Raw genomic sequence first — 13,373 nt, 5'->3', positions numbered from 1 at the left:
AGGCGGGCAGGAAGCGTGGTTTTCTGCGGGTTTCGACATGGCGGGACCAATGGACCCGCGCACGACCTGTAGGAAAGTCTAGCGCGTACGGGCGAGGATCACGCGGTCATCGAGGTCAGCGCCCTGCTGGCCGGTCACCTGCACCAGCGCCTCGAATGCCTCGCCATCAGCCACCTCCGCCAGTTCGCCATCGAGGTCACCCGCCACGATCGGGCTGATGCCGCGCAGGCCGGTTTCGCGTTCGCTGGCAATCACCACCACCCGCGCCCCGGTGCGGGCGGTGAAGGCGCTGACGTAGGCATAGTCACGATAGAAGGCGGGCGAGGCGAGCGTGCGTGCCTCGTCGCTGGTCCAGGTCTGGCCGCTTTCGCGGTCCACCAGCTCGTCATAGCTTTCGCCCACGCGCAGGCTGCTGCCGGCAAAGACGCCTTCCTCCAGCAGCCCCATGCCCGACAGCAGGCCGACATAGACCACGTCGTAGCGGTTGAGCATGTCCGGTTCGAGTTCGCTGGAGGCGATCACGGTGACGTCCTTGCCCGCTTCGGCGAGCACCGGGATTACCTGCTGCATGCCGTAGGCAGTAGCTACCGGCAGGTACGTCAGCCCCACGTCTTCGGCATAGCCGTAGCGATCCGGTTCGGCTTCCATCATTGCGGCGAGCTCGGCTTCGGAATCGACGCGAAAGTCGCGGATCAGGCGGCTCTGCTCGGGCCGCACCGGGTCGATCTCGCCGTAGATGTAGTAGTCGCCCAGCACGAGCAGCACGGGCCGGTCGGAATCGATAATCGGTTGCCAGATGGCGTTGCGGGCGGAGGACATGGTCATGCCCCACAGCACCGCCGCCACCATTATCAGGCCGATTGCCGCAACCGCGATGCGGGGCGAGAACGGCCACTGTCTAGACGTCTCCACCGCTGGCGGTGGGGCAGCCTGCCCCGCGTCCAGCCGCAGCGCGTAGATGCCCGAGGGCAGCTCGATCCTCGGTTCACCTGCCGCATCGCCACGTGCGGCGTAATGATCATCCAGCTTCTTGCGCAGCCGGTGGACGTAAACCCGCACCGTTGCATCGTCGGCATCGGCTTCGACCTGGCCGAATACCTCACGGGCAATCTCTTCCTGCGAGGCGCTCTCGGCATCCGGGCCGCGGGCGGCGAGGAAATCGAACAGGTCGCGCAGGCGCCCGCTTGCGCCAGGCACTTCTGCCGCGTGCAAGCGCGCGATTTCCGCTTCGAATTGACCTGTAACGTCCATGTAACGTGCCGATTACCGTAATTTACGGTGCGTGGCGAGCGCGCACCGGTCATCCCCCTGATTGACTTTGACCAATCAGAAAACGGACCAGATGAAAAGCCCCTTTGGAACTACCTTGCTGGCGTCGGCCAGCGCCTTGCTCTTCGCCACCCCTGCCCTCGGCCAGGACGCGGAGGAACAAGCCTCGACGGACGAAGCCGGAACGAGCGATGCCGAGCAGTTCAACGTCGTGCGCGACGAGGCGACGGGGAACATCATCTACGTCTTCGGCCGCGGCGAACGCCGCATCGGCACGGCGGGCGCGGCCAGCGAAGGCGGCGTTGCCGGCGCGGATATCGAAGTGCGCCCGTTCCTGCGGCCCGGCGAATTGCTGGAGGCAACCCCGGGCCTGATCGCCACCCAGCATTCCGGCGGCGGCAAGGCCAACCAGTTTTTCCTGCGCGGCTTCAACCTCGACCACGGCACCGACCTGTCGCTCTACATCGACGACATGCCGATGAACTTCCGCACCCACGGCCATGGCCAGGGCTATCTCGACGTCAACGGCCTGATCCCCGAAAGCGTGGCGCGGGTCGATTACCGCAAAGGACCCTACCGCGCCGATGCCGGCGATTTCAGCTTCGTCGGCTCGAGCATGGTGACCACGGTCGACACCTTGCAGCCCTTCGCCACTGCCGAAGTCGGCTCGTTCGGCTATCGCCGCTTCGTCGCAGGCGGTTCGGTGGCGGTCGGCTCCGGCGATCTGCTGGCGCTGGGGCAGGTGAAGCTCAACGACGGGCCGTGGGAACTGCCCGAGGACTTCACCGGCTACATGGGCCTGCTGAAGTACTCCGCGCCACTGGGAGAGGGCGATTTCCAGGTCTCGCTCAATATCTATGACGCAAGCTGGAATCCCACCGAGCAACTGCCCGAACGCTTGGTCGGCACGCCCTTGTGCGAGGATCGCTTCTGCTCGCTGGAGGACAGCCTTACCGGCTACACCGAGCGGCAGATCCTGACCGCCAACTACCAGTCCGAGAACTGGCGCGTCACCGGCTATGTCCAGCACTACGACTGGAGCCTGCTGTCGAACTTCACCTACTTCCTCGAAGACCCGGTGAACGGCGACCAACTGCGCCAGTACGACGCGCTGTGGACCTATGGCGGGCGGATCGAGCACACCCGCGAAGTCGGCGACCGGCTGGTGCTGCGCGCCGGGGCGGAAGGACGCTACGACGATATCTCGCGCGTCGGCCTCGACGAGACCATTGAAGGGGTGAAGGAATTCACTGTCGGCGCCTTCGCCGTCGATGAAGCGTCGCTGGGCCTGTACGGCGAATTCGAATGGCGCCCCATCGACCGGCTGATGATCATCGGCGGCGTCCGCAACGACTGGTACAATTTCGAGACGCGCGCGCTCGAAGGCCCGGTCAGCTGGTCCGGCGATGTTTCGGACGACGCCCTGGGCGTGAAGATCGGCGCCAACTACGAGCTGGTCGACGGAATCGCGGTCTATGCCAATTACGGCGAGGGCTTCCACTCCAACGACGCGCGCGGGGTGACCAACCCCGTCGATCCCGCTCCCGGCCTGATCGAAGGCGATTTCCAGGAAGTCGGCCTCCGCTTCGAGCGCGGGGGCCTGATCTTCACCGGGGTCTACTGGTGGTCGGGCATCGAGAGCGAGCTGATCTACGTCGGCGATTCGGGCGCGGTCGAACCGAGCGATCCCAGCACCCGCCACGGCTACGAGCTGACCGCCTTCTACAAGCCGAATAACTGGCTGGCGATAGACGCGGTCTGGACCGGCAGCACGGCGCGCTTCACCGGCCTGCCCGATGGCCAGAACTATGTTCCCGGCGCGCTGGAAAGCTCCGGCGAACTGGGCGTGGCAGCGATCTTCCCCGAAGTGAATGCTGCCTTCCGCCTGCGCTATCTCGGCCCCCACGCACTGATCGAGGACAACTCGCAGCGCGGCGCCAGCACGCTGCTTGCCAATGTCCGTATCGCCTGGACGCCCGAGAATTTCGGTGGCTTCGAATTCCACGCGGAGGTGCTCAACCTGTTCGATTCTGACGACGACGATATCGACTATTATTACGAGACCCGCTTCCCCGGCGAACCCGCCGAAGGCGTGCTGGGCCGCAACAGCCGGATTGTCGAACCGCGCCAACTGCGCGTGGGGGTATCCCGCCGCTTCTGATTCGTCCCCCGCAGGCTGGCAGCGCATTGCGGGCGCTGCCAGCCTGACCCCCGAAGCCCCGCCTGCCGCATGGTGCAGGCGGGGCTTTTCCTTTCTAGCCAATGGTTTATGCGGACGAAAGTCAAGCGAGGCAATCACTTTGTCAACTCTGCTTGACACAAGCAACAACGATGTCTAGCTTCCTTTACATCAGATCAAAGGAGCTTGACATGAAAAGCATCATCAAGGCGCTGGGATGGGCAGCACTTATCCTTGCCGTTTCGCTCGCCGGGAATGCCGGCCTGCTGTCGGGGGATATGACCAGGACGCTCATCATCGTCCTGCCGGTGATGGCCATCCTCACCTTGCGCGGCCGAGGCGGCTGCCTGCCCTGCCCGCTTGTCCGCAGCGGAGAACAGCAATGAGCTTTGCCAACCGCGCCAAGCCGGAAAAGCTGCGCTATCTCGTCCGGATTTCCATCGCGCTCGCCATCTATCTCGGCTCGCTCTTCGCCGCCGAGATCCTGATCGAGGATCGCGGCATGACAGGGTGGCCGGCCTATGTGCTGGCTGCCCTGCCCGGCCTTTCCTTTGCTGCCATATTCTGGATTTTCGTCCGCCTGATCGTGGAGGAGCGCGACGAGTTCTTCCGCATGCTCTACGTGCGCCAGATGATGGTCGCGACCGGCCTGGCGCTGACCGCGGCGGCGATCTGGGGCTTCCTCGAAACCTACCTGCCCGTGCCGCATATCCGCGCCTTCTGGTGGCCGACCATCTGGTGCTTCGGCCTTGGCATCGGGGCGATCTACAACAAGATCACCATGGGCTCTTTCGGGGAGTGCTCATGAAGAACCGCCTGCGCGTCCTGCGGGCCGAGCGCGAATGGAGCCAGCAGCAGCTGGCAGACGCGCTCGAGGTTTCGCGCCAGAGCGTCAACGCCATCGAGACCGGCAAGTACGACCCCAGCCTGCCGCTGGCCTTCCGCATCGCCGACGTCTTCGGACTGGCGATCGAGGAGATTTTCCTGCGCGACTAGGCCAGGTCTTGCGGCAAGGGCACGGTCACGCCGGCTTGCCGTGCGATCATCTCCACCCATTGCCGGACCTGGCCAATCTCCTCATCCGGCACCGGGGCAGCATTGACGCCGGAACCTTGCGCTTCGCCGTCAGCGAAATCGCTGCCCAGCTTCGCATGCTTGCTGAACAGCGGCCCGCCAACCACGCTTTCGATGTGCGCCGCATCGAAAGCGTGGCCAGCATGTTCGAACACCCGCGCAATGGTTTCGGCCCGCTCGCCATCGAACCGGTCGCCATCGAGCACCCGCAACCGCGCCTTGCCGAACTGCTCCTGCTGCATGGCGAACCAGCGCTGGGAGAGGAACCAGGCGAGGCCCGCCGCCTGCATATCCGTCATCGAGAACTGTTCGCGTGCGTCCATGCCCAGGTCCATGCCGGCATATCCCATCAGCTCGAGATAGAGCTGGCGTCCCCATCGCCTGCCCAGCAGGCCGCGCCGCGCGACCGACTTGAGGAACCCGGCCAGGGGATTGGTCATCAACAAGGCGCTGGCATCGGGGCGCGCGGCCAACAAGGCCGGTATCAGCATGTTGGCGTGGTTGGTGGGCTTCACAAACACCGCTTCGCCTTCCGCCCAGGGCCGTGACAAAAGGTCCAGCACGGGCTTGATCAGGGGCTGCGCGGACGCCCCGGCATTGTAGAGCTGCGCGATAATCGCCGGTTCGCTCAGTCCAGCCGCAACGCCCGGCATTTCCAGCGCCCGCACGAGCAGGGTGGAGCGGCAGAAAGCAGTGTGGAAGATGAAGTGCAGCGGCCCGGTGACAGGCTCCAGCGCCATCACATCGTCGAACGAGAGCCAAGCCTGTTCCGCCGCCGAATCGGCGTCGATATCGGCAAGGAAGGCCGGTTCTGCCAAACGCGCGCGCTCGATCCGCACGAATTGCACGCGCCGCTGGCCTGCATCGATACGGTGCGGAAGCCAACGCGGGTCCGCTGCTATTTCGGAGGGGTCTGGCATCGGGAAGCGGCTATTCACTCATCCCCGTCATCACGAAGCGCTGCACGCGCCGGCCGGTGCTCACCTCGGTGGTGTAGACGTTGCCGTGGCTGTCGACATCGACGCTGTGCAGCCAGATGAACTGGCCGGGATAGCGCCCGTTGCGGCCGAAGTGGCCGACCACTTCGTGCGTGTCGCGCAGCAGAATCCACACGCGGCCGTTCATCATGTCGGCAACATAGACGTAGGTGCCGTCAGGACTGAAGGCGACGTCCGAGGCCGAGCGCGTGCCGCCGGTGCCGTCGGCGATCACCACGTCCTGCAGGAACTCCACCCCGTCGCCGGTTTCGCGGAACACCTGCAGGCGGTTGTTGCGCCGGTCGCAGACATAGATCGTGTCGTCCGGCCCGCGCGTCACGCAGTGGACGATATCGCCGAAGCTGCGCGATTCCGGGTTGGCCCCGCCGTCGCCCGTGGACGAGGCCTGGCTCTGGTCGAACACCCCGTCACGGGTGCCGCCGTCCGGGTCCTCGCCGTAAGCACCCCAAAGGTGTTCGAAGGCGAGGTCGTTCGCGGCGAATTCGATGATGCGCTTGTTGATGTAGCCGTCGGCCACCAGCACGCTTTCGCCGTCAAAGTGGATGTCCGCCGGGTTGCCGAGCCAGCGTTCGGACATGTTACCTTCGGTATTCTGGCGCGTGCCGATCTGGCGGATGTATTCGCCATCGGCAGTGAAGTTGAGCACCACATGGTCGCCCGCGCCATTGCCGCCGATCCACACGTTCATGTCGTTATCGACATAGAGGCCGTGGACATTGGCGGGCCACTGCTCGTCGCCCTCTTCCACGGCGTCGCGCCCCTGCCCGGTGATGGTGCTTTCGCCCGGCGCGAGGTCCGTCCCGCCCCAGCTGCGCAGCAGGTTACCGTCCTGGTCGAACTGCAGCACGTGTGGCGGGGCGTTGCAGCAGCCCACGCTGAGGCCGCTGTCCGCGCCGGTATCAGTGAAATCGAGCGAGTTGGGACGCGTCAGCACCCAGATGTTGTCGTCGCGGTCGACCGCGAGGCCCGGCGACTGGCCCAGCGTCAGGTTCTCCGGCAGCATCGGCCAGCCAGCATCGACCGCAAAGGTCGGCATGGGCACCGAGGTATCGACATGGGTCGCCTCGATCTCCACCAGGCTGTCGGCAGATGCAGGCACGCTGGCCATGGCCAAGGCGGCAAACGCGGTTCCGGTCAGGCAAATTCGCTTCATGGTCGTCTCCCAAGGTTCAGCCGCGCAGGCTGTCGATCACTTCCGGTAGTGCCGCAGCGTAGCGTGCGACATCTTCAATCTTGCCCGTGCTGACGCGTGAATATTGCGTCCACGGACCATAGGCGCCGCGGATGATGATGCCGCGTTCCTGCATGGCCGCCCGTACCGCTTCGGCATCGGGCACTTCGACATATACGAAGTTGGTTTGGCTCGGCAGCGCGGTCAACCCGGCCGTTTGGACAGCGTCCATGATCATCGACCGCCCTTCGAGGATGGCCGCGCGGCTCTGGTCGAGGAAGCCGGTGTCGTTGTAGCTGGCGATGGCTGCAGCGAGCCCGCAAGTATTTCCGCCGAAGCTCATCAGGTAGGGACGGATACGCTCGGCATTGGCTTCGCTGGTGATGGCATAGCCGACCCGCATGCCGGCCATGCCGTAGATCTTGGAGAAGGTGCGGCAGACGATCACGTCGCGACCTTCGCGCACCAGGTCGATCACGCTGTCACCCGCCGGATCGTCGGTCAATTCGTTGTAGGCTTCGTCCACCAGCAGGGTCGCCGTGGGCGTCACCGTGTCGGCCAGCGCGCGCAGGCCCGCCATGTCCACCAGCATGCCGGTGGGATTGTTGGGATTGCACACCTGCACCAGCGAAACGTTGTCGTCGAAGGCGGCGCTGATTGCCGGAAGGTCGACATTCATGTCACCCGCCAGCGGCACGCGGATGGCGGAGACGCCCTGCCGCTCGCCGTATTGCACGGTGGTATCCCAGAACAAGCCGGGGCACAGGATCGCTCCGTCCCGGCCCCAAGCCAGGGCCACGGCGGAAAGGATCTCGGTCGAGCCTTCGCCCAGCACCACCATCGACGGGCTGACATTGTGCCGCTCGGCGATCATGTCGGTCAGGTAACGTGCGCCGCGATCGGCGTAGTAGCAGCCCTTGCTGGCGGATTCGGCCACCGCCGCCACGGCGCTGGGCGCGGGGCCATAGGGGTTCTCGTTGCGCGCGAGCAGGGCAATGCCCTCCCCGGGTCCGAAATGGCTTGCCGCCGATGGGGCTGCTGCCGTCTGCGCCCGTACCGGAGCGGCAGCTGCCAGCCCCGCCAGTGCAGCCGAGCCGCCGATGAAAGTCCGCCGTGCAAGTTCCATGGTGCAATCCCCTTGTTGTTATCTTCAGGTGCTGGTGATCATCGTCACTCCGACAAAGACGAGATAGATGCCGAAGACGAGCCGCAGCAGCTTCGGACTGAGCTTGTGCGCCACGGCCACGCCGAGCGGGGCCAGCAGCACGCTGGTGGTCACCACCGCCAGCGCGGCGGGCAGGTTGACGTAGCCGAACGACCCCCAGGGCAGGCCCGGTTCGCTGAAACCGATGATGACGAACCCGATGGAGGCGGGCACGGCGATGATCGCGCCCATGCCGCTGGCGGTGCCGATGGCGCGGTGTATCGGCGTGCCGCACATGGTCATGGTCATGGTGGTAATGGTGCCGCCGCCGATACCCAGCAGCGAGGACAGCAGTCCCAGTCCGCCCGCGAGGCCCGCGCGCGCAGCCCCGCCCGGCATGGCTTCAAGCACTTGCCGGTCGTTGACGCGCGGCATCAGGAAGTGGACGGCAAAAGCCAGCACGCCCACGCCAAAGATCAGCGCCAGCGTGGTCGAGCTGACCTGGTGGGCCACGAGCGTGCCCAGCACGGTCCCGGCGACGACCCAGGGCGCCCAGCTCTTGAGCACGCCCAGGTCCACCGCCCCGCGCAGGGCATGACTGCGCACGGCACGCAAGGAGGTGAAGATGATGGTGGCCAGGCTGGTGCCCACCGCGACATGGGTCAGCTGGTCAGACTGGGTGCCCAGCAAGGGCAGGATGAGCACCAGCGCAGGCACAACCACGAAGCCGCCGCCGATGCCGAACAGGCCGCCGGCAAAGCCCGCCGCCGCGCCCGCCGCAAGCAGCGCGAGGAAGGGCAGGAGCAAGGCGGAATCCCCGATCACGGAACGGGACCCTACGCTGCACCGCAACAATGTGCGAGCAGCTTTTTGCGGGGCTGGCCTTTGTCCCGTATTCGGCTAACACAGGCGCATGAGGGCACCGGCTGCGCATGGTTGGCATTTCTCCCAGCTTTCCGGCCTATGGCTGGCACCTTGTTGCAAACGCGAATTGACGCACCGATGATCCTGCCCACCACCATCCTGGAAAAAGTCTGGGGCCGCGATGTGCTGCCCGCACCCTTCGCCGCCCCCGCGGGCGTGCGCGTCGGTGAAATCTGGTTCGAACCGCCAAGCCAGTTGCCGGACCTGCTGGTGAAATACCTGTTCACCTCCGAGAAGCTGTCCGTCCAGTGCCATCCCGATGCCGCGCAGGCGCAGGCGATGGGTGCGGGCAAGACGGGCAAGGAAGAATGCTGGCTGGTGGTCGCCGCCGAACCCGGCGCCACCCTGGGGATCGGCTTCAACGAAGAGGTCGGCGCCGAAGCCATGCGCGCGGCTGCGCTCGACGGGTCGATCGAAGACCTGCTGACCTGGCACCCGGTGCAGGCGGGCGACGTCTTCTACATCCCTGCGGGGACGGTCCACGCCATCGGCCCCGGCTGCTCGATCATCGAAGTGCAGCAGAACGAAGACATCACCTTCCGCCTCTTCGACTACGGCCGTGACCGCGAGCTGCATCTCGACGAAGGGCTGAAGGTGGCCAAGGGCACGCCTTACGACATGGCACTGCACCAGCGCCTGCCCGCCAGCGGGCACGCGACACTTGTCGATGGTCCGAAGTTCCGGCTCGACCTGGTCGCCGGGGTGCCGGACGACGGCCTGCTCTACAGCTATTCCGAAGGGCTGCTGGTGGTGCCGATCGCTGGCGAAGTGCTGGCCGGGGGCGAAGTCGTGTCACCCGGCCAATGCGCCTGGTCACCGGACCTGGCGAGCGTCAGCTTCGCACCGCACGGCAAGGCACTGGTGACCGCACCGCTGGGTTAGGTCCAAAGAAAATGCCGCGCCAGCACGGGCTGACGCGGCATTTCTTTCTTCCTGGAACCGGCGGTTACACCACGCCGAAGGCCAGCATGGCATCGGCGACCTTCTTGAAGCCCGCGATATTGGCGCCCTTCACGTAGTCGACGTGGCCGTCGCCCTGATCGCCGAATTCGACGCACTTGCCGTGGATGCCTTCCATCAGTTCGGTCAGCATTTCGCCAAGGCGGCCGTGGTTCCAGCTGATGCGTTCCGAGTTCTGGCTCATTTCGAGGCCCGACACGGCCACGCCGCCAGCGTTGGCGGCCTTGCCCGGTGCGTACATCACCTTGGCTTCCTGGAAGACGTGCACGCCTTCCAGCGTGGTCGGCATGTTGGCACCTTCGGAAACGGCGATCACGCCATTGCCGACCAGTTCCTTGGCCTCTTCCTCGTTGAGCTCGTTCTGCGTTGCGCAAGGCAGCGCCAGGTCAGCCGCCACGCCCCAGGGACGCGCCCCGTCGCCATGGAAGCTGGCACCCGGGAAATGGTCGACATAGTCGGAGATACGGCCGCGGGTATGGGTCTTGTGGTGCTTCACCCAATCGATCTTTTCCTGGTCGATGCCGTCGGGATCGTAGATGAAGCCGCCGGAGTCGGACAGGGTCAGCACCTTGCCGCCCAGCTGGGTGATCTTTTCGGCAGCGTGGGTAGCCACATTGCCCGAACCCGAAATTACCGCCGTATGGCCTTCGATATCCTTGCCGCCATGCTTCAGCATGTTCTGCAGGAAGTAGACCGCACCATAGCCGGTCGCTTCGGGTCGCATGGCCGAGCCGCCATATTCCAGCCCCTTGCCGGTCAACACGCCTTCCCAGCGGTTCACGATGCGCTTGTACTGGCCGAACATGTAGCCGATCTCGCGCCCGCCCACGCCGATGTCGCCTGCAGGAACGTCGGTGTCAGGCCCGATGTGGCGGTAGAGCTCGGTCATGAAGCTCTGGCAGAACCGCATCACTTCGGCGTCGCTCTTGCCCTTGGGGTTGAAGTTGGCACCGCCCTTGCCGCCGCCCATGGGCAGTCCGGTCAGCGAATTCTTGAACGTCTGCTCGAAGGCGAGGAACTTCAGCACGCTTTCGGTCACCGAGGGGTGGAAGCGGATGCCGCCCTTGTAGGGCCCGATGGCATTGTTGCACTGGACGCGCCAGCCGCGCTGCACGCGGATGTTGTGGTTGTCGTCTTCCCAGCAGACGCGGAAGCTGACCACGCGATCCGGCTCGGCAATACGGCGCAGGATCTGGGCCTGGTGGTATTCTTCCTTGTCCTCGATGAACTCGAAGATGTCCTGGGCCACTTCCTGCACGGCCTGGATGAACTCTGTCTGCCCCGGATTGCGCTTCTTCACGCCTTCCATGAAGCCGTTGAGATCGACGTGCCGATCGTAAACTGATGCCATTGGTAATTTCCCCCTTTGGATGAATCGCTTGCGACTCAGTCGCAGGCTTATGGACTTTTTCCGGCACGATGACGACTCTCTTGCGACTTGAAATTGTTGCGCCACTGTTCGACTAAGGTGCGCAAGGGGGGCATTATCTTGCCAAAGCGTCGTTCGATGCAGCTGTTTACCGCGGGTTGGCGCTCGGTGCGCGAAGCCGGGCCGCAGCGACTGGTCGTCACCGCCATAATGCTGGTGCTGGCACTGCTGGTGTCGCGCTTCAGCTGGAACATTCCGTTCACCGACTATGCCGAGCGCGCGCTCTACGACACGCGCGCCTACATGCTGGCCGAGAAGATCGAGCAGGACGAGCGGATCATGATGCTCGTCTACGACGACAACATGCTGATCGACCTGGAGAAGCGCTCCCCGCTCGATCGCGGCGTGCTGGCGCGGGCCCTGCGCAATATCGACGGCATGGGCGCAAAAGCGATCGGCATCGATATCCTGTTCGACCAGCCGCAGGAGGAAGATGCCGAGCTGATCGAAGTGCTGCGCAACATGCAGACACCCACCTATGTCGCCTACACGACGACCGATGCCAACGCGCTGGATATCCAGTGGCGGCAGCAACAGTACCTCGAAGAGTTCATCGCCGCGCTCGACGGCGGCAATACCCAGATCGCCAGTGTGCGGACGGTCGCCGATGCCGACCAGGTCGTGCGCGGATGGCCGGAGATGGAAGCGGGCCTGCCGCCGCTGCTCGGACGGGCGATGTTGATCGGGGCCGGCCGCGAAGACCTGACCATGCCGGGCTATACCGGCGCGATTCGTTACCGCCTGCCCACGCTGGCCGACACCAACGTGATCCCGCGCATCCCCATCGCCACCTATGCCAACGATGCCGTGCTCGCGATTCCTGAAGCGCGCGCCGATCTCGAGCCCGCCATCGCCGGTCGTTATGTGCTGATCGGCGGCGATATAATCGATTACGACCGCATCTACACGCCGTTCTCCTCGTTCATCGACGCGGTGGAAGCACCGCCGCTGCACGATCCGGACGAGGAACTGACCGAGGAACAACTGGCCGCCGAGGCAGAAGTGCTGGCCCAGCGCGAAACCAGTGTCCGCTCGCGCCGCCCGCCCGGACTGGAAATGCACGCGGAGATGACGGCCCAGATGCTGGACGGGGCAGAGATGGTGCAGCCGTCCGACCTGTTCCTCTGGGCCTATGCCGTGCTGGTGGTGCTGATCGCAGGGCTGACCGCACTGCTCGAACTGCGCAACTGGAAGGCAGTACCCTTGCTGGCGATCCAGCTCGCGCTGTTCACCGGCCTGCCGTTCTTCCTCCACGCCCGCGGGGTGGACACGTTGGGGTTCCCCGCCATCGGCCCGGCGCTGGGATGGGTCATCGCCTTCTCCACAGTCACCAGCGCGGCGCGCGCCGCCACTGCCGTGCAGCGCCAGTTCGCCGAAGGCGCGCTGGGCAAGTACCTGCCGCAGTCGATCGCCGACGAGATTATCGAGCACCCGGAACTGCTCGCCCTGGGTGGCGAGAAGCGCGAGATCTACGTGCTGTTCTCCGATCTCGAGGGCTTCACCAAGATGAGCCACGCGATCGAGCCGGAGATGGTCGCCAAGCTGCTCAACCGCTATCTCGAGATGATGTCCAACGTGATCCTCGAACACGGCGGCATCCTCGACAAGTTCATCGGTGACGCCGTCGTGGCCTTCTGGGGCGCGCCGATCAGCCGGCCTGACGATGCCGACCGCGCCGCGCAGGCAGGCTGGGCAATTTACCAGGCGGGCGAGGCCTTCCGCGCCGAAGTGGCGGCCATGGATCCCAACCTGCCCAAGATCGGCAAGACCCGCGTGGGCCTGCACTTCGGCGAGGCCGTGGTCGGCAATTTCGGCGGCGAGAACCGCATCCAGTACACTGCGCTGGGCGACTCGATGAATACCGCGGCGCGCATGGAATCGGGCAACAAGGCCTTCTGCTCCACCATCATGGCCACGGGCGATTTCGCCAGTCGCACCAGCCTCGACTGGTGGCGCCCGATGGGCCGCGTGGTGCTGTCGGGCCGGTCCAGCCCGGTCGACCTGTTCGAACCCGCACCCGATTTCCCCGAAGCGGACCGCAAGGCGCTGGCCGAGGCACTGGAAGTGCTGGACACCGACCGCGAGGCAGGTCAGGCCCGCCTGGCAGAGATCGCCGCGCGCTATCCCGACGACACGGCATTGGCAGCCCTTGTGACGCGCAGCACAGACTTGAACGAGGCAGGAGCCCATGTGCTCGGCTCGAAGTGATTAACCATTCCCGCGAG

Annotated in this window: 12 protein-coding genes; 6 read left to right on the top strand and 6 right to left on the bottom strand. The window is 65.0% G+C overall.

All coding sequences use genetic code 11. The features are described 5' to 3' along the window. Positions 1-78 precede the first annotated feature (78 nt). The gene (locus AAEO60_RS00445; protein WP_341671673.1) at positions 79-1,251 is read right to left on the bottom strand and encodes a winged helix-turn-helix domain-containing protein; all 1,173 of its coding nucleotides are present in this window, start codon (positions 1,249-1,251) and stop codon (positions 79-81) included. A gap of 91 nt (positions 1,252-1,342) precedes the next feature. Between AAEO60_RS00445 and AAEO60_RS00440 the strand changes: the two genes are divergently transcribed. From AAEO60_RS00440 to AAEO60_RS00425, 4 genes are all read left to right on the top strand, one after another. Next, a complete protein-coding gene (locus AAEO60_RS00440; RefSeq protein WP_341671672.1) occupies positions 1,343-3,430 on the top strand; it encodes a TonB-dependent receptor in 2,088 nt (695 codons plus the stop codon). Positions 3,431-3,639: 209 nt separating this feature from the next. After that, on the top strand, positions 3,640-3,834 hold the full coding sequence (locus tag AAEO60_RS00435) for a hypothetical protein (protein WP_341671671.1): 195 nt from the start codon (positions 3,640-3,642) through the stop codon (positions 3,832-3,834). Beyond that, positions 3,831-4,256 (top strand): hypothetical protein, encoded by a 426-nt coding sequence (locus AAEO60_RS00430; RefSeq protein WP_341671670.1) that lies wholly within the window; start codon positions 3,831-3,833, stop codon positions 4,254-4,256. The genes AAEO60_RS00435 and AAEO60_RS00430 overlap by 4 nt, the downstream gene beginning before the upstream one ends. Beyond that, the gene (locus AAEO60_RS00425; protein WP_341671669.1) at positions 4,253-4,444 is read left to right on the top strand and encodes a helix-turn-helix transcriptional regulator; all 192 of its coding nucleotides are present in this window, start codon (positions 4,253-4,255) and stop codon (positions 4,442-4,444) included. Before AAEO60_RS00430 ends, AAEO60_RS00425 begins: the two co-directional genes overlap by 4 nt. Here the strand turns inward: AAEO60_RS00425 and AAEO60_RS00420 are convergent. Genes AAEO60_RS00420 through AAEO60_RS00405 form a run of 4 tightly spaced genes read right to left on the bottom strand, consistent with a single transcriptional unit; the run spans position 4,441 to position 8,660 of the window. Next, positions 4,441-5,442, bottom strand: a complete 1,002-nt coding sequence (locus tag AAEO60_RS00420; protein WP_341671668.1) for a hypothetical protein — start codon at positions 5,440-5,442, stop codon at positions 4,441-4,443. The two genes, AAEO60_RS00425 and AAEO60_RS00420, sit on opposite strands and share 4 nt — an antisense overlap. A 10-nt stretch (positions 5,443-5,452) precedes the next feature. Continuing rightward, entirely contained in the window at positions 5,453-6,673 is a 1,221-nt protein-coding gene (locus tag AAEO60_RS00415) for an NHL repeat-containing protein (protein ID WP_341671667.1), read from the bottom strand. A 16-nt stretch (positions 6,674-6,689) separates the two neighbouring features. Continuing rightward, positions 6,690-7,817: a pyridoxal phosphate-dependent aminotransferase gene (locus tag AAEO60_RS00410; RefSeq protein WP_341671666.1), complete on the bottom strand. Its 1,128-nt coding sequence runs from the start codon at positions 7,815-7,817 to the stop codon at positions 6,690-6,692. A 24-nt stretch (positions 7,818-7,841) separates the two neighbouring features. After that, on the bottom strand, positions 7,842-8,660 hold the full coding sequence (locus AAEO60_RS00405) for a sulfite exporter TauE/SafE family protein (RefSeq protein ID WP_341671665.1): 819 nt from the start codon (positions 8,658-8,660) through the stop codon (positions 7,842-7,844). Positions 8,661-8,837: 177 nt separating this feature from the next. Here AAEO60_RS00405 and AAEO60_RS00400 point away from each other — a divergent pair, with 177 nt between their 5' ends. Beyond that, entirely contained in the window at positions 8,838-9,641 is an 804-nt protein-coding gene (locus AAEO60_RS00400; RefSeq protein WP_341671664.1) for a class I mannose-6-phosphate isomerase, read from the top strand. 64 nt (positions 9,642-9,705) lie between these two features. On the opposite strand, the gene gdhA is transcribed toward AAEO60_RS00400, so the two are convergent. Further along, complete coding sequence (gdhA, locus tag AAEO60_RS00395) at positions 9,706-11,070, bottom strand: NADP-specific glutamate dehydrogenase (protein ID WP_341671663.1); 1,365 nt, start codon at positions 11,068-11,070, stop codon at positions 9,706-9,708. 156 nt (positions 11,071-11,226) lie between these two features. Between gdhA and AAEO60_RS00390 the strand changes: the two genes are divergently transcribed. Further along, on the top strand, positions 11,227-13,356 hold the full coding sequence (locus AAEO60_RS00390) for a CHASE2 domain-containing protein (RefSeq protein ID WP_341671662.1): 2,130 nt from the start codon (positions 11,227-11,229) through the stop codon (positions 13,354-13,356). Positions 13,357-13,373: the final 17 nt, after the last annotated feature.

Source organism: Aurantiacibacter gilvus (assembly GCF_038289935.1).
Lineage (GTDB): Bacteria > Pseudomonadota > Alphaproteobacteria > Sphingomonadales > Sphingomonadaceae > Alteraurantiacibacter > Alteraurantiacibacter gilvus.
The sequence above is the reverse complement of the archived record's forward strand: the minus strand, read 5'-3'. Positions and strand labels throughout refer to the sequence as shown.

Coding starts and splice junctions, on each gene's coding strand:
- gdhA (WP_341671663.1), bottom strand. CDS start 11,070: ATGGCATCAGTTTACGATCGGCACGTCGATCTCAACGGCTTCATGGAA.
- AAEO60_RS00410 (WP_341671666.1), bottom strand. CDS start 7,817: ATGGAACTTGCACGGCGGACTTTCATCGGCGGCTCGGCTGCACTGGCG.
- AAEO60_RS00400 (WP_341671664.1), top strand. CDS start 8,838: ATGATCCTGCCCACCACCATCCTGGAAAAAGTCTGGGGCCGCGATGTG.
- AAEO60_RS00420 (WP_341671668.1), bottom strand. CDS start 5,442: ATGCCAGACCCCTCCGAAATAGCAGCGGACCCGCGTTGGCTTCCGCAC.
- AAEO60_RS00390 (WP_341671662.1), top strand. CDS start 11,227: ATGCAGCTGTTTACCGCGGGTTGGCGCTCGGTGCGCGAAGCCGGGCCG.
- AAEO60_RS00430 (WP_341671670.1), top strand. CDS start 3,831: ATGAGCTTTGCCAACCGCGCCAAGCCGGAAAAGCTGCGCTATCTCGTC.
- AAEO60_RS00440 (WP_341671672.1), top strand. CDS start 1,343: ATGAAAAGCCCCTTTGGAACTACCTTGCTGGCGTCGGCCAGCGCCTTG.
- AAEO60_RS00425 (WP_341671669.1), top strand. CDS start 4,253: ATGAAGAACCGCCTGCGCGTCCTGCGGGCCGAGCGCGAATGGAGCCAG.
- AAEO60_RS00445 (WP_341671673.1), bottom strand. CDS start 1,251: ATGGACGTTACAGGTCAATTCGAAGCGGAAATCGCGCGCTTGCACGCG.
- AAEO60_RS00415 (WP_341671667.1), bottom strand. CDS start 6,673: ATGAAGCGAATTTGCCTGACCGGAACCGCGTTTGCCGCCTTGGCCATG.
- AAEO60_RS00435 (WP_341671671.1), top strand. CDS start 3,640: ATGAAAAGCATCATCAAGGCGCTGGGATGGGCAGCACTTATCCTTGCC.